The following is a 15,409-nucleotide window of genomic DNA, read 5'->3' as shown; positions in this document are numbered from 1 at the left end:
GGAGCCGCTACTCAGATTCCTGAGCGCTCCGACTGCGCGCGAACCTGCAATTCGGCCTCCTCGGCCCATTCCCGGGCGAGATTCGCGTAGCGGGCTCGAGCCTTCTTCCCGAGATCAGCCAACTTCGGCAGGAGCTCGAACAACTGCCGGATGTAGGCCGGCACGTCTCCCGCTGGCCCGTCGGAGGCCGCCAGGATGACCGCGATCACACTGGAGGCGCTTCCCCCCTGGTCGATGAGTGCCACGAGCTCACGCGCGTCCTTCCTCCCCTTCTCCGTGGCATGCCTATCGATGAGCGCGGCGATCTTCGTCGCGATATGCGCATCAAGAGTGAGCGTCAACCAGCCCTCGACCCTGAAGTCAGGATCGACATGCTCGGTGAGTACATCCACTTTCAGCCGGAGTCTGGTGCCGAGCTTGGATTCGTAGGGAAAATACGCGTCGACATGAACGCCATCCGCGTCGCCCCGTGCCTTGCGAGAGCCGCTATGCAGACTGTTCTCGCTGTACCCGGTGAGTCGCTCGGAAAGCGTCCGCCTGAGATTCTGGTCGGTGATAATCAGGTCGATGTCATGGCTGATCTCTCCACCGACTCGGGCGTTCGTCGCCCATCCACCGATCAGGATCGATGGCTCCAGGTCGTATCCGAGCGAGTCGAGAAGTGCGCGAAGCCTTCCCTCGTCATCGGTGGTGAAGACGGTCACCTACGCACACCGCTTTCAACCCACTCCCTGCCGCTGAAGTACTCGTCGCCGAGGGCTTTCCGGAACTCCGATGCTTGCCAGCCGGGTGACGCGAACAGATCCGCGTAGGTCTGGGCGATGCTTGAATACCCCTGCCACATCTTCATTGCGCGCTTATCCATGGCCAGCACTCTCACTTCCGACCCTTCGGGCAGCTCAGGCAGCGTGAGCGAATCGGGCAGGTAGACGATGTGCTCATGGAAATCGGATACGGCGCGTCCCTTCAGGTGAACGTTCGCGGCATCCGGGCCGCCAAGAGCGTACGGCCGTTGATCATCGGTCAGAAAAGGCTCGATAGCGGCACGCGTCGTCATCACAATGGTGTCCCGCTGTAAGTTCCGCCAGGCGCACAGCATGGTCAGAACCTTCTCCACGCTGACGACCGCCAGCCCCCCTCCACGGTAGCGATCGATGGAACCGTTGCTCTCGAGTCTTTCCAGGGCGAGGTAGGCGGTGCTCGCCGGCACTCCGGCCGCGAATGCGAGATCGCCGACATTGCGCCATGTGCGATTGCCACTCACCGCGCCGTCTACCAGCGTGCGCCACACGAGCTCATTGCCCTTCATGACGATGTCCCCTCCCGCACCATCAGTTTTCCCTGAAACTACATTTACAGAATAACATGTAAACACGGTTACAGCTTTTCACGACTGAAGAGGCGATCGCGCTGGCAAAGCCCCCACGTCGCCTCTCCGCCCTGGCTCTACAGTGCTGCCATGGACCTGATCGTGGCCGACGAGCGCGACTCGACCTGGGAGCGCGACGACCCCCGGTTCCGCATCTACGTCTTCACGGCGCCGGCCTCCGAGGCCGACCCGATCCCCGGGTCGTTCGCCGTGCAGACCACCGACGCCGTCGAGGCCTCGATCGACGAGGCGCTCGAGGCAGCCTCGGCCAGCGCCGACGATGACGCGCAGCTCTGGTCGCTCGCGATCGTCGAGGATGATGCGCGCGGCCTGCGCGGGCTGCTCTGGCTCTCGGGCACGGACTACCACGACGCGCCCGACGGCCCGCGGCAGTGGCGGGCGCGGGCGCTCATGCAGGATCGCTGCCTCCGGGCGCGAGTGCGACGAGGCCTCGCGCCGGTGCTGCCCGACGGTCGCCGGGTGATCCGGCTGTTCCCCGAGTACGGCGACGGGCTGCTGGTGTCGCAGAGCGTCACCGAGCGGTACCGGCTCGAACCCGCCGACCTCGGGCTCGATGAGGGTCGGGACGACCCGCTGGTCGAGCGACTGCTCGCCTGGAACAACGCGTGGCAGGACATCCAGGAGGGCGATGCCCCGTCGGCGGAGTGGTGGGACGAGGGCGAGAGGCTGCGCGCGGATTTTCAGGCCGCGCTCGGGGACGACGCCGAGGTGCGCCCCGACTATCTCTTCTGAGGGCCGACCGGCGCAGCTCGGGGCCGACCGGCCCGGGACCATATGCCGCAACCGGGAACCCGCAAGCCCCGCCCGGTGCGCGCGCACAGTCGAAGTGAGATAGAAAACTAGGGGGCCTTTTTCCGATCCCCCGAGGAGACCCGTGTCCGGCAATGCCACCGCCCGCTTCGACAACGTCGCACTGCTCTCCGTCGCGAGCGTTCTTCCCAGCCGGGTGACGACGTCGGAGCAGATCGAGGCGCAGCTCGAGCCGTCGCTCAAGCGCCTCAAGCTGCACCGCGGCCTCCTCCGCCGGGTTGCCGGCGTGCTCGAGCGGCGCAACTGGGCCGAGGGCGAGACGGTCGACGCCGCGACGATCTCGGCCGGCAAGCGCGCCCTCGCCGAGGCCGGGGTCGACCCGAGGGACGTCGGGCTGATCATCAACACCTCGGTGACCCGCACCAACCTCGAGCCCTCCGTCGCCGTCGCCCTGCACCACGGGCTCGGCCTACCGAGCTCGGCCATCAACTTCGACGTCGCCAACGCCTGCCTCGGGTTCATCAACGGCATGTCGCTCGCGGCGACCATGATCCAGTCGGGCCAGATCCGGCACGCGATCGTCGTCGCCGGTGAGGACGCCGACGAGATCCAGGTGAACACCATCGCGCGGCTCCTCGCCGCCGAGGGCAGCCGCGACGACTTCATGCGCGAGTTCGCGACGCTCACGCTCGGCTCCGGATCGGCTGCGGCCGTGCTCGGGCGGGCGGACGAGCATCCCGCCGGCCACCGCGTGCTCGGCGGCGTCACGCGGGCCGCGACCCAGTTCCACACGCTCTGCGTCGGCAGCGTCGACGGCATGTTCACCGACGCGAAGGCGCTGCTCAAGGGCGGCCTCGACCTCGTCGTCTCGGCGTGGAAGGAGGCCTCGAGCGAGTGGGACTGGTCGACGATGAACCGGTACATCACGCACCAGGTCTCGTCGATCCACACCGACTCGATCGTGAAGGCCGTGAGCCTCGACCTCTCGAAGGTGCCGACGACGTTCCCGACGCTCGGCAACATCGGTCCGGCATCCGTGCCCATCACGCTCGAGCGGGAGCAGTCGAGCCTGCGCGAGGGTGACCGCGTACTGCTCGTCGGCGTCGGCTCGGGCCTCAACACCGCCATGCTGGAACTCGCCTGGTGAACGACGAGCACCGTCGCCTTCTCGACGGGATGCCCGGCCTCGCCCCGCACGTCAGCCGCACCCTGCTCGTGCCCGAGTCGGGCTCCGAGGCCGCGCACGAGTGGCACCTGCTCGACACGGGCCCCGAGCTGGAGCGCCGCGGCGTCTCCGCCGCCGGCACGATCCTCGCCGTCCACGGCAACCCGACCTGGTCGTACCTCTGGCGCGGCCTCGTGTCAGCCTCGCTCCGCGCAGCCGGCGCGGGCGAGCAGGCGTGGCGCGTCGTCGCCGTCGACCAGCTCGACATGGGCTTCTCGGCGCGCACCGGCACGCACCGCCCCCTGGCCCGGCGCGTGCGCGACCTCGGCGACCTCACCGACGCGCTCGGGCTCGAGGGCCCGGTCATGACGCTCGGCCACGACTGGGGCGGCGTCGTCGCCCTCGGCTGGGCCGTCGACCACCCCGAGCTGCTCGCGGGCGTCATGTCGCTCAACACGGCCGTGCACCACCCGGCCGGCGTGCCCATCCCGGCCCCACTGCGGCTCGCGGGCGCGCGCGGCGTGCTCTCGAGCTCGACGGTCAGCACCCCGGCCTTCCTCGAGACGACCCTGGCGCTCGCGCGGCCCGCGCTCGATCCGGCCGTGCGGGACGCGTACCGGGCGCCCTACCGCTCCGCCGAGCGTCGGCAGGGCATCGGCGGCTTCGTCGCCGACATCCCGGTGGATGCCGCTCACGAGAGCTTCGCCGAGCTGCAGCGCATCGCCGCCGGCGTCGCCCGGGTGACCGTGCCCGCGCTGCTGCTCTGGGGCCCGCAGGATCCGATCTTCGGCGACCGCTACCTCGACGACCTCGTCGACCGCCTGCCGCACGCCGACGTGCACCGCTTCGAGGGCGCCGGCCACATGATCGCCGAGGAGCGCGACTACGCCGCCGCGGTGCTGACCTGGCTGGGCGACCGCGCGGCGGTCGCGGCCGCCGCGGAGGCGATGCCCGCGCCCGTCGCGCCCGGCGCGGCCGCCTTCACCCCCCTGTGGGCCGCCCTCGACGCGCGCCGCGGCGACGACGCGGACGCCGTGATCGACATGTCCGCGCCCGGCGGCGAGGAGCGCCACGTCAGCTGGCGCCAGCTCGACGACCGCGTGCGGCGCCTCGCCGCCGGACTCGCCGGAGTCGGCGTGCGCAAGGGCCAGCGCGTCTCGGTGCTCGTGCCGCCCGGGCCGACCCTCACCGCCGTCGTCTACGCCTGCCTGCGCATGGGCGCCGTCGTCGTCGTCGCCGATGCCGGCCTCGGCGTGAGGGGCCTCTCCCGCGCCGTCCGGGGCGCCTGGCCGGACGTCGTCATCGGCGAGGCGAAGGGTCTCGCCGCGGCGCGCGCGCTCGGCTGGCCGGGGATGCGCATCTCCGTCGCGCGGCTGCCGCGAGCATCCGCCCGTCTTCTCGGCGTCGCGCACAGCCTCTCCACCGTGCTCGAGCGCGGGACGGGTGCGGCGTTGCCCGCCGAGCCCGCGGCCGACGACCCCGCGGCGATCCTCTTCACCTCCGGCTCGACCGGGCCGGCCAAGGGCGTCGCGTACACGCACCGGCAGCTCTCGGCCCTGCGCGACGTGCTCGCCGCCCACTTCGGCATCGCGGGCGACACCGGGCTCGTCACCGGCTTCGCCCCCTTCGCCCTGCTCGGTCCCGCCCTCGGCACGCGCTCGGCGACCCCCGCGATGGACGTCTCGGCGCCGCGCACGCTCACCGCGCAGGCGGTCGCGGCCGCGGTGCGCGCATCCGATGCCCGCATGGTCTTCCTCTCCCCCGCCGCCGTGCTCAACGTCGTCGCGACCGCCGACGCCCTCGACGCCGCCGACCGTGCCGCGCTCGCGACGGTGCGCACGTTCCTGTCGACGGGCGCCCCGGTCGGAGAGCCGCTGCTGACGGCCGCGGCCGAGCTCATGCCGAACGCCGAGCCGCACACCCCCTACGGCATGACCGAGTGCCTGCTCGTCACCGACGTCACGCTCGACGGCATCCGCGCCGCCGCGACCGCGCCCGATCAGGGCGTCTGCGTCGGCGCACCGATCGGGGCGAACCGGGTGCTGATCAGCGCGCTGGATGCCGACGGCCGCGCCGTCGGAGCGCCGAGCTCCACGCCCCACGTGCTGGGCGAGGTCGTCATCTCGGCGGCGCACCTCAAGACCGGCTACGACCGCTTGTGGCTCACCGACCGCGGCGCCCTGACGGGAACGCCCGAGGACGGCCGCTGGCACCGCACGGGCGACGTCGGCCACCTCGACGCCGAGGGCCGGCTCTGGATCGAGGGGCGCCTGCCGCACATCCTCGTCACCGCCGAGGGCCCCGTCGCCCCGGTCGGCCCCGAGCAGCGGCTCGAGGTCTCGCCGAGCGTGCGCCGGGCCGCCGTCGTCGGCGTCGGACCGCACGGCCTGCGGCAGGCCGTCGCCGTCGTCGAGACCGTGCCCGCCGCCGCGCGACCCGCGCTCGCCCCGCCCGAGCTCGCCGCCGACCTGCGCGCGCGCATCGCTCTCCCGCTCGTCGCGGTGCTCGTCGTGCCGAGCCTGCCGACCGACATCCGCCACAACTCGAAGATCGACCGCACGCGACTGTCGGCGTGGGCCGAGCGCACCCTCGCCGGCGGACGGATCGAGCAGCCGTGACCGTGCTCGTCACCGGCGCCTCGGGATACCTCGGCCGGGCGGTCGCGGCCGAGCTGGTGGCGGCGGGGCACGAGGTGCGCACGCTCCAGCGCCGGGCCTCGGGCGTCGAGGGCGCCACCGACGTGCTCGGCTCGGTGACCGATGCCGCAGCCGTGGCTCGGGCCGTCGAGGGGGTGGAGGGGGTCATCCACCTCGCCGCCAAGGTCTCGCTCGCCGGCGTCCCGGCCGAGTTCCGCGCCATCAACGTCGAGGGCACTCGCCTGCTGCTCGATCTCGCTCAGCGCGCCGGCGTCGCCCGGTTCGTGAACGTGTCGTCGCCGTCCGTCGCGCACGCCGGGCACGCGCTCACCGGAGTCGGGGCCGAGCCGGCATCGCCGCGGGATGCCCGGGGCGAGTACGCGCGCACGAAGGCCGAGGCCGAGCTGCTCGCCCTCGACGCCGACTCCGCGGCGATGCGCGTCGTCGTCGTCCGTCCGCACCTCGTCTGGGGGCCCGGAGACACGCAGCTCGTCGGCCGCATCCTCGACCGTGCGCGGCGCGGGCGGCTGCCGCTCCTCGACGGCGGCCGCGCCCTCATCGACTCGACCTACATCGGCAACGCCGCGAGCGGCATCGTCGCGGCCCTCCGCCGCGCCGACCACGCCCACGGCCGCGCCTTCGTCATCACCAACGGCGAGCCGCGCCCCGTCGCCGACCTGCTCGCCGGCATGTGCCGCGCGGCCGGTGTGACGCCCCCGCGCTGGAGCCTGCCGGCCGGCGTCGCCCGCACCGCCGGCTCGCTCATCGAGCGCGCCTGGGCCCTGCGCCCCGGCGAGGACGAGCCGCCCATGACCCGCTTCCTCGCCGAGCAGCTGTCGACCGCGCACTGGTTCGACCAGCGCGAGACCCGCGCCGCCCTCGACTGGGCGCCGACCGTGTCGATCGACGAGGGGCTGCGGCGGCTCGCGGCGCACGAGGCGCGCTGACCGCGCGCGCAACCCCCTGCCCGAGTTCGGCCGCCGTCCCTACGCTGGCGTGATGTTCCTCCTCTTCGGCACGTCCCTGCGCGATCGCGTGCTCACCGTCGTGCAATTCATCTGCACGGCCTGCGGCGTCGCCGCCCCGCAGCAGGTCATCGAGCGCGCCACGAGGTTCTCGCTCTTCTTCATCCCGCTGTTCACCGTCGGCCGCCGGCACTCGGTCGTCTGCACGAACTGCGGAACATCGACCCCGCTCACGCGCGAGCAGGCCGAGCACGGCCTCGAATGGGCCGAGCGCAACCGCCAGGTCGGCTGACGCGCGCGCAGGTGCGCTTATCGAGCGGGTTCCGTCGCGTCCCGGGGCTCGCGATCGGATGCTCCGCCGAACCGCACCCGTTCCCCGCCGGGAATGGGCCGGAACGCCCACCAGCAGGCCGCCAGCCACAGCGGTGCGAAGACGAAGCTCGCGAGCACGTCGCTCGGGAAGTGCATCCCCTGGTACATGCGCGACCAGGCGACCGCCAGCGGCAGCCCGACCGCCGCGATGACCGCGACCGCGCGCAGCCCTCCTCGGCTCCACGCGAGCACCACCAGGGCGATGCAGCCGTACGTGGCGATCGTGGCGGCGACGTGACCCGAGGGGAAGGATGACGTCGCCGGTTCGGCTGCCAGCTGCTCGACGTCGGGACGGGGGCGGCTGATCGCCAGCTGCGTGGCGAGGAAGATCGCGGTCTCCCCCGCGGTGGCGACCACGATGATCAGGGCCGGCGCCCACCGCCGCGTCACGGCGTGGGCCACGGTCGCCGCGATGAGGACGATCGCGATGATGCCGGGGGTGTCGCCGACCGCGTCGAAGACGAGCGCGAAGAAGGTGGCGGGCTCGGATCGGGTCTCGACGAAGCCGTCGATGATCGCGGTGTCGAGGTCGCGCACCGGCGTGAGGACGGAGGTGATCAGCGAGCCGAGGCCGATGAGGATCGCCACGAGGGCCGCGGCCGCCGCGCCGAGCCCGATCGCGCGCTGCCATGCCGCGCGCGTGGACCTGCTGCGCGAAACCGGCGATGCGTCGGCGGCGGGCACGAGGGTCGTCCACCTGCGCGCGAGGAACCACAGCACGATCGCGACGGGGATCGCCCAGCCCATCTCGGTGGCGATCTCCACGAGGAACTCAGCCATGCACCTTCACCTCTCCGAACCTGCGCATGGGGTTCCATCGGGCAGGAGGCGATGGGGAGGCTGTGACGCAGCGGGGCGATTGCGGAATGACCCAGCTACCGCCCCGGTCCGGCGTGAGATGGCCTATTTCTGCAATCGAACATCGGGCGCATCCCACCGGAGGCTCGACGATATCCCATTAGAGTCACGGCACGGACCACCTCTTCTCGTTCCGTTCCGGCTGGAGAGACCCAGCGCACCGGGCGGGCGGCCCGTTCGCCTGTGTCGCATCCAGCGGCTCACGGCCCTAGTTGACGGGGATGATGTCGCAGATGCCGCTTTCGGAGCACGACATCGGGTCGACGTCCTTTCCGGAGTCGATGAGCGCGACGAGCTGATCCTCCATCTGAGCAAGTTCGCGCAGTCGGGCGCGCACCGCAGTGAGCTTGTCGTCTAGGAGCGACTCCACGTGAGAGCAGGGCGCCTGGCCTGACTCGCGTAGCTTGAGCACATCCGAAATCTCGCTCAGCAACAACCCGGCAGCTTGCGCTGAACGTATGAAGTGGATGCGTGCGGCAGCGCCGTCCTGGTAGCGGCGGTACCCGTTCGCCTCGCGGTGAGGAGGAGGCAGTAGCCCCTCCCGTTCGTAGAAGCGGATCGTCTGAGCGCTCACTCCCGAAGCCTCGGCAAGGTCACCTATTCGCATGCGTCCTATCGAACCACTTGACCTTGTACTCCACTGCAATGTCTAAAGTCGGGCCATGGAGATCACGCTGCAGTACTTCGACGGATGCCCCAACTGGACCAAAGCCGAGGAGCTGTTGCAGGTGCTCGCGCGTGAGAACCCGAGCCTAGAAGTCAGGACGCAGCGAATCGCCACTCCCGCCGAAGCGGATGCTTCGAGCTTCTACGGATCGCCGTCCTTCCTCATCGACGGGAGACCGCTGTTCGAACTACCCGACTCGACGCCCGGCCTTGCCTGCCGCGTTTACCGGACTCCGAGCGGGCTCGCCGGATCGCCTACTCTCGAGCAACTGCGCGCCGCCATCGATGCCGCAGGACGGTTCGACCGATGAGCGACGCCTACGACCTCATCGTTATCGGCGCAGGGATGGCAGGGACTTCGGCGGCCAACAAGTGCGCCGCGCAGGGATGGAGGGTTGCGATCATAGACGAGTTGCCGTACGGCGGGACGTGCGCCCTGCGGGGGTGTGATCCAAAGAAGATCCTTCGCCGCGGCGCCGAGATCATCGACGCCGCCCGCTTGCTCGACGGCGACGGCATCCATGACGGCGAGACCAGCATCGACTGGTCGGATCTGGTGCGACGTAAGCGCCGATTCACAGAGCGAATCCCGGCAGCTCTGGAGGAGGAGCTGATCGGCAACAACGTGGCGACTCTGCACGGACAGGCGCAGTTCGTTGGTCGGCAGGAGGTCCGAATCGACGACAGGGTGTACACGTCGAAGAAGTTCCTGGTTGCGACCGGAGCGCGACCCAGGACACTCGAGTTCCCGGGCGCTGAGCATGTCATCGATAGCACTTCGTTCCTCGACCTCGACAGGCTCCCGAAGCGGATCGTGTTCGTCGGAGGGGGCTTCATCTCTTTCGAGTTCGCTCACATTGCCGCCCGAGCAGGCGCGGAGTGCATCATCCTCGACCACGGCCCGAGACCGTTGCGCGGATTCGACGAAGAACTCGTTCGGCGGCTGGTGCGACGCAGCGAGCAAGCGGGCATCAGCGTTCTGCGAAACACCTCGGTCGACCGGGTAGAGCCGCGGCAGGCGGGGTTCGTGGTCCTCGTTGCGACCGACGGAACGACATCGACGATCGATGCTGACCTGGTGGTTCACGGCGCGGGTCGAGTCGCTGCGCTAGACGACCTGGATCTAGAGGCGGCCGAGGTCGCCTACGGTTCGCGCGGCGTGACGGTTGCAGACCACCTGCAAAGCGCCACCAATCCGGCCGTGTTCGCCGCAGGGGACGCCGCCGACACAGCGGGTCGCCCACTCACGCCAGTCGCCGTGTTCGAAGGCAAAGTTGCGGCGTCCAACATGCTCCGCGACACGACCACCGCGCCGGACTACACCGGCGTGCCTACCACCGTCTTCAGCATCCCCGAACTGAATCGGGTCGGGCTACTGGAAGATGAGGCGCGCGCTCAGGGATTCGATGTCGACGTCCGCTTCACCGATACCAGCGATTGGTACTCCAGTTACCGGGTCGGGGAGACGGAATCTGCGGCGAAGATCGTGATTGACACGGCCACAGACATGGTGCTCGGAGCTCACCTTCTCGGGCACGGATACTCCGAGCTCATCAACACGTTCGGCATGGCGATGAAGCTGGGCTTGACGACGAGGCAGTTGAAGTCTGTGACCGCCACGTACCCTTCACTCGGCTCAGATCTCGGATCGATGCTCTGAGCCCTGCGAAGCGGAGGCGGCAGATCAGAGATCGTCACTGTCGGCACCGCGCGGACCGCGACCATCGTCCGTCGTCGTGACGTATATGCCGGGTGACCGCGCCGCACCTGATCGGACACAGGGTGGGTCGATACGTCTTGCCCGTGTCCCTCACGCGAGTCACCTTCCGTCGTAGGTCGAGACAGCGTCGGGTGAGCCTGTCCGCCAGATGTCGGCACCCTGTCCCCTCAAGGGCCATCGAGCGCCTGCGGTGGCGGGCCGCGGCAGGTCAGACCGCGACATTTCCGCAATCGAGATCCGACATTTCCGCAATCGGCCCGCAGCGCACCTGCTGCAGGTTTACTCGAACCCCGCACCCGGGGTCGTCGCACCTCAAGAACTCGTCTTCCGATCGACGTCACGGGAACCACAGGAGGCGAGCCGCACCTCCCGCCGGCGCGCGCGGCAGTTCCGAGCGAGTGAAGTCGAGCTCGTCGTTGGTCGCTACCTCGCTGTCCGCAACATCCGAACCGTAGCTAGAGAGTTCCAGGTCTCCCGAACGACCATCGCTCGCATCCTCACCGAACACGGCATCGACGCTTCCCGCAAGATGACCGACGCGCAGATTTCCGTCGCAGTCGAGCTCTACGATCAAGGACTCTCGAGCGCCGTGATTGGGCAGCAGCTGGGATTCGACAACCACACGATCTTGAACGCGTTAAGAGGTCGTGGAGTCAAGATAAGGATCCGCGCCAGCAGGAAAAGTGAAGTTCGAGGTGGGTAAAGCTGATCCGCTCACCGGACACGACGTTGCCACGCGCCCCAGGCTCTCTTGGGCCTGCTTGCAGTTCGGGCGGAATCGAGCGCTGCTGTTAATGGCGTTCGGTCACGGCGAGCACTTCCTCGACACCATAGGCACCGAGCTCGAGCATGCTATCCAGAACATCGAGTAGCCGAGCCCGATGTGTCTTGTCACCGGACTGAGATAGTCCGCGAACCACAAGCTGGCTGACGTAGCGCGCGTCGCCCGCAGCGCTAGTTTGGATATCGCTCGCATCACTTGCGAACACGGCAAGGAACTGTTGGGCAGCCTTCAGGACTAGTTCATCGACCTTGTCGGGCGCACGTTGCAGAGTGATCAGAAGTTGAGGCATCGCCTGTTCAAACGCTGGCGACGCGATGAGCGCATCGAGTAGATCGGCAAACGGACGAAGCGGATGGTCACGCAGATGAGAAGCCAGACCAGACGCAGCTTCACGAACCACGGCTTCGTCGTCTTGCATCAGGCTTCGTAGGGTGGAACCGGCGAGCTCCAGGTTCGAGGTGTGGTCAATACGATTCACGCAGACCTCTGCGGCGCCTTTTCTTGTCCTCGCGTCACCTGCCAATACACGGGTCATTAGGTGGGGACGATTCCACTCGAGCGCAGCAAACGCTGCGATTCTTCCGCCTTCTTCGAGCACTTCTTCGTCCGAAGACGCCAGCATCCGCTCGATAACGGGGTCGACGATCGCCGGCTCGACATTGCCGATGTAGATCATGAGCCTTGGAACCAGACTCGCTGCCAGAATTCGATCGTCAGCTTCAATCAACCGCTGAAACGCCGCGACTGCGTCCGCTCGCGCGTATCGGAGAGCAGCCGCCAACGTGTGCGCAACAGAGGATCTGACGAAGACAACCGAGTCGCTCGCGAGTTCTTGAAGGTGGGGCCGAACTAGTTCCGTACGCCTGCCGTCTGAGTCATAGACAAGAAGGTCTCCCAATGCTTCGACGAGGCTACCTCTCGCTGTGTTGATGGAGTTGCTCCTCATATCGGCAGCACCCCTGCCGTCGTTCCCATCCCGGGTGAACAACGGCGAGTCGTCGCCGGGGTCCAAGGAGTGAAGGGCGCGATTAAGAATCAACTCAACTAGGTCAAGCGGAACCTCAGGTAAGTAGCGTCTTAGCGCGCCACCGAGCCATCTGTCAGCACCTTCATGACCGAGAGTCGCGATGTACCTGATCGCGTCGTAGACCAGAGGTGCGGCTTCGTCCGATCGCTCAGAATCGGCAAGTCCCATCAAGATGCCATCGGCGTAAGCCCCGTTCAGCTCCGGTGTGAATCGGAGGGCGAGCTTGGCGAATCGGACCGGATCCGCGGCAACTGCAGCTCGAAGGACGTGCGATAGTTCGCGAGGGCCCCCTGTAAATGTGCTCCAGTTGGTCTCATCGGAGTCATACCTTGCCATGGCGCGAAGCCACTGCTCGTCGGTCATCTTGCTCGCTGCGTCCGGGCCGATAGGAGATCCGATCGTGCCACCGGTAACGCCCCTTGGTTTGGATGGTGTGGTCTCCTGGAACTTGCGCCGGTACTCCGCAAGCCTCCGAACGCCAATTCGGCTCAGCCGATGTTCTTCCATTGCTGAAAGAAACTTGAATGCTGTCAGTCCCGAGCTGGGGAGCGTCTCATATGGGTTCCGCAGGTCACGAAAAAGCTCCTCAAGCTTCCCGTGTGTCTCGTCACTCACATACGTCACCACCGCCCCCAGCAACTCTCGCGCTACCCAGTGCGAATCTGACATGTATCCGCAATCGAGTCGAGCACCTCCGCTGAGAAGCAGACTCGATGCCCAGTCAAAGAAGTTGGCCGCACCCTCAGTAAGCGCTCGATACAGCAAGAACTGGGCAGAGTCGTGGGGGTCACCGGCAAGCTCCTCCAGCAACGGGCGGATATCGTCAGGCGCGGATCGCGCAAGGGTCTCAAGGGCCCCCAAGGAACCAGCGAAAAGCGCATCGTCTAGTTCACGATCGTCGGGGTCGTCAACGTCGAACCGGAAGGAGAAGTGACGGTCACGCACTGGGGCATCGAGACGCGCTTCATATGCCGAAACCGCCATTACGCGAAGGAGGTACGGCACAACTTCCTTTACAAATGCCAGCGGTTCCGAAGCGGCCGCTTGACGCACCAACGCAGACGCGCTGTAGTCACGGAGCCTTAGGAGTGCGACCTTCCCGTCTCCGTTCAGTCGAAGTCCCTCTGGGTGATCGATGATCGTTGCCCTTATGACCTCTACGGCCCAGCTAGGTTCGTGCTCCGCAAGGTCATGAAACGTGAGCCACATCTCGCTCGCTAGCAGGTCGAAGGAACGATCCCGGACTGCATCGAGTACCACGTCGAACAGTTCACGGCTCCGGTGAAGGTTCGCCCTTCCAGCGGTCCAGCGCACCCAATCCAGATACTGAGGGGCGGAACGTCGTGCGCGAAGAAGCTCAGCTACCTTGGCGGGCTCCTCCCGGACGCCGGCCAACATCGCGTTGAGTGCCCGCGCCTGAACAGCAGGATCGCTACTGTCGAGCCAGGCGCCAACATGGCCATCCGAGCACAGCGTTCTGAACCAAGGAGCCCGGCGTGTACTTGACCAAAGCTTCTCCGATATGTATGGCGCCGATGCTGCAACTTCCAGGACGACTCTTGCATCCTCGCTACTAGGCACGGGGAGGCCGGAAAGCACGGCGAGTACTGTCTCTTTGATGTGAAAGCGCACCTGATTGCTCAGCAACAGGGCCGATACCTCAGTTCGAAAGCGATCAGGTTCACGTTCAGCCAGGTGCTGCAGGACCTGCCGAACCTGAGCACGTCGAAACAGCTCTTGCTCGTCCCGGATTAGGAAGTCAAGTAGCGACTCCCCTCTTGAAGCCCATTGGCGCGCAAAGGCGTAGTCAAAGAACGTTTCATGGAAGAAGGCGATTCGATTGCCATCCCGCGCCAGTACATGCTCAGACACAAGTACGTTGGCGTCTTCAATCAACTCCCCTTCGTCAAGAAGTTCGATTGGTATTGACAGCGTCTGCCGATCGCTCGCTTCATTCGCAACCTTGGCAATCACCTCATGGAATCGGACGCCCTGCCGCCTATCGCGAGAGGCTTGCCGCTTGCGCTCCCAAAACGCCTCGAACAATGAGCCCTTGGACTGAAAATCGAGCGCGCCCCCGTGCGCCGCGATCGACGCGAGAAGCACAAGGTGCAGTGGAGTTCGCAGGATCTCGCGCTGGGATGAATTCAACTCCTTAGGATCTAGACCCATTCTTTCCACCGCAGCGGCGATAGCATCATCCTGAAGCGCGCCGACTGATATCGTCGAGATGTCTTCTCGAGCAGCTAATGTTCGAATCCGATGGTCGTTGTCGATATCGAACTGCCTGCAGGAAAGAATCACCCTCATGCCTGTGACCGACAGTGCTTCTCCTATGAGCTCGACGATTACATCAAAGCTTTCAGGCATGCGTCCCGACGCAAGGCTAACTGCGTCAAGCTGATCGACCACAAGGTATGCGTCTCGACCATTCGCTGCCAAAGCCAACGACGCGGCTGGCGAGGCCTCCAGTCCCAGCTGTCTGCCGAGCTCTATCGTTGACTTGAACGCGTCAAGGCGGTCAAGCCGGATTGCAAGCACCTCTGCGCCAGCCCCTTGAAGCGACTCCACACACTGCTCTAGTACAGAGCTCTTGCCGCCTCCTGCAGCGCCTGCCAAGAAGCCTGTCCGATGGGCGCTGAGTGTCTCGAGGAGTTGTGAAGCCTCGTCACGCTCAATGCGGGGCTCAAGCAACTCATGGCGCACCGAAGTCAGCCAGCTCCCTGTGATCGAACGTACCTGATCAAGCGCAGTATTGCGGTCGGCTGACTGGATCGGGTGAATTCCGCGCTCACTGAGTCGTTCCAACAAGTAGCCGCGCGTTATCTCCTTGCCAAGGTTCTCGAGAAGAATTTCCCCAATGGCCAGCGATATCAGTTCCCCAGTTGCACCGCTCAGTTGAATTGCAGCAAGCATCGCGTTAACTCGAGAGATATCCTGCTCGTCCTGGACAGAGAACGTCATCCCCCTCAAAGTTTCCCAAGCCCTTTGTGGGCTGCCGAGAACACCTTCCGCGGCCAGTTGATCGAAGAGTGAACGAAGGTCTTCTGTTAACCAAGATTGAGTGAAAGAAGCA

13 protein-coding genes are annotated in these 15,409 nt (G+C 66.7%); 7 read left to right on the top strand and 6 right to left on the bottom strand.

The window, feature by feature from the left end; translation table 11 throughout:
• Positions 1-11: 11 nt before the first annotated feature.
• Together HGB54_RS02560 and HGB54_RS02555 are read right to left on the bottom strand one after the other, a co-directional pair.
• Positions 12-704 carry a hypothetical protein gene (locus tag HGB54_RS02560; protein ID WP_168915065.1) on the bottom strand — a complete coding sequence of 231 codons (693 nt, stop codon included), beginning with the start codon at positions 702-704 and terminating at the stop codon, positions 12-14.
• Positions 701-1,309 carry a hypothetical protein gene (locus tag HGB54_RS02555; RefSeq protein ID WP_168915064.1) on the bottom strand — a complete coding sequence of 203 codons (609 nt, stop codon included), beginning with the start codon at positions 1,307-1,309 and terminating at the stop codon, positions 701-703. The genes HGB54_RS02560 and HGB54_RS02555 overlap by 4 nt, the downstream gene beginning before the upstream one ends.
• A 150-nt stretch (positions 1,310-1,459) precedes the next feature.
• On the opposite strand from HGB54_RS02555, the gene HGB54_RS02550 reads away from it, so the two are divergent.
• The 5 genes from HGB54_RS02550 to HGB54_RS02530 all read left to right on the top strand — a co-directional run bounded on the left by HGB54_RS02550 (position 1,460) and on the right by HGB54_RS02530 (position 7,198).
• Complete coding sequence (locus HGB54_RS02550) at positions 1,460-2,122, top strand: hypothetical protein (RefSeq protein ID WP_168915063.1); 663 nt, start codon at positions 1,460-1,462, stop codon at positions 2,120-2,122.
• A 142-nt stretch (positions 2,123-2,264) separates the two neighbouring features.
• Positions 2,265-3,287, top strand: a complete 1,023-nt coding sequence (locus tag HGB54_RS02545) for a 3-oxoacyl-ACP synthase III (protein WP_168915062.1) — start codon at positions 2,265-2,267, stop codon at positions 3,285-3,287.
• A 29-nt stretch (positions 3,288-3,316) separates the two neighbouring features.
• Positions 3,317-5,923: an alpha/beta fold hydrolase gene (locus tag HGB54_RS02540; protein ID WP_168916759.1), complete on the top strand. Its 2,607-nt coding sequence runs from the start codon at positions 3,317-3,319 to the stop codon at positions 5,921-5,923.
• A complete protein-coding gene (locus tag HGB54_RS02535) occupies positions 5,920-6,888 on the top strand; it encodes an NAD-dependent epimerase/dehydratase family protein (RefSeq protein ID WP_168915061.1) in 969 nt (322 codons plus the stop codon). Before HGB54_RS02540 ends, HGB54_RS02535 begins: the two co-directional genes overlap by 4 nt.
• Positions 6,889-6,940: 52 nt before the next feature.
• Entirely contained in the window at positions 6,941-7,198 is a 258-nt protein-coding gene (locus HGB54_RS02530; RefSeq protein ID WP_168915060.1) for a zinc-ribbon domain-containing protein, read from the top strand.
• 17 nt (positions 7,199-7,215) lie between these two features.
• Here the strand turns inward: HGB54_RS02530 and HGB54_RS02525 are convergent, their stop codons facing one another.
• Positions 7,216-8,058: a phosphatase PAP2 family protein gene (locus tag HGB54_RS02525; RefSeq protein WP_168915059.1), complete on the bottom strand. Its 843-nt coding sequence runs from the start codon at positions 8,056-8,058 to the stop codon at positions 7,216-7,218.
• A gap of 286 nt (positions 8,059-8,344) precedes the next feature.
• Positions 8,345-8,743, bottom strand: coding sequence for a heavy metal-responsive transcriptional regulator (locus tag HGB54_RS02520; protein ID WP_168915058.1), 399 nt, complete (start codon positions 8,741-8,743; stop codon positions 8,345-8,347).
• Between the two features lie 55 nt (positions 8,744-8,798).
• On the opposite strand from HGB54_RS02520, the gene HGB54_RS02515 reads away from it, so the two are divergent.
• Together HGB54_RS02515 and HGB54_RS02510 are read left to right on the top strand one after the other, a co-directional pair.
• On the top strand, positions 8,799-9,113 hold the full coding sequence (locus HGB54_RS02515; RefSeq protein ID WP_168915057.1) for a thioredoxin family protein: 315 nt from the start codon (positions 8,799-8,801) through the stop codon (positions 9,111-9,113).
• Positions 9,110-10,462, top strand: a complete 1,353-nt coding sequence (locus HGB54_RS02510; protein ID WP_168915056.1) for a dihydrolipoyl dehydrogenase family protein — start codon at positions 9,110-9,112, stop codon at positions 10,460-10,462. Before HGB54_RS02515 ends, HGB54_RS02510 begins: the two co-directional genes overlap by 4 nt.
• Positions 10,463-10,859: 397 nt before the next feature.
• On the opposite strand, the gene HGB54_RS02505 is transcribed toward HGB54_RS02510, so the two are convergent.
• Positions 10,860-11,096, bottom strand: coding sequence for a hypothetical protein (locus tag HGB54_RS02505; RefSeq protein ID WP_168915055.1), 237 nt, complete (start codon positions 11,094-11,096; stop codon positions 10,860-10,862).
• Between the two features lie 217 nt (positions 11,097-11,313).
• Entirely contained in the window at positions 11,314-15,297 is a 3,984-nt protein-coding gene (locus tag HGB54_RS02500) for an NACHT domain-containing protein (protein ID WP_228545900.1), read from the bottom strand.
• Positions 15,298-15,409 lie beyond the last annotated feature (112 nt).

Source organism: Microcella flavibacter (genome assembly GCF_012530535.1).
Taxonomy (GTDB): Bacteria; Actinomycetota; Actinomycetes; order Actinomycetales; family Microbacteriaceae; genus Microcella; species Microcella flavibacter.
The sequence above is the reverse complement of the archived record's forward strand: the minus strand, read 5'-3'. Positions and strand labels throughout refer to the sequence as shown.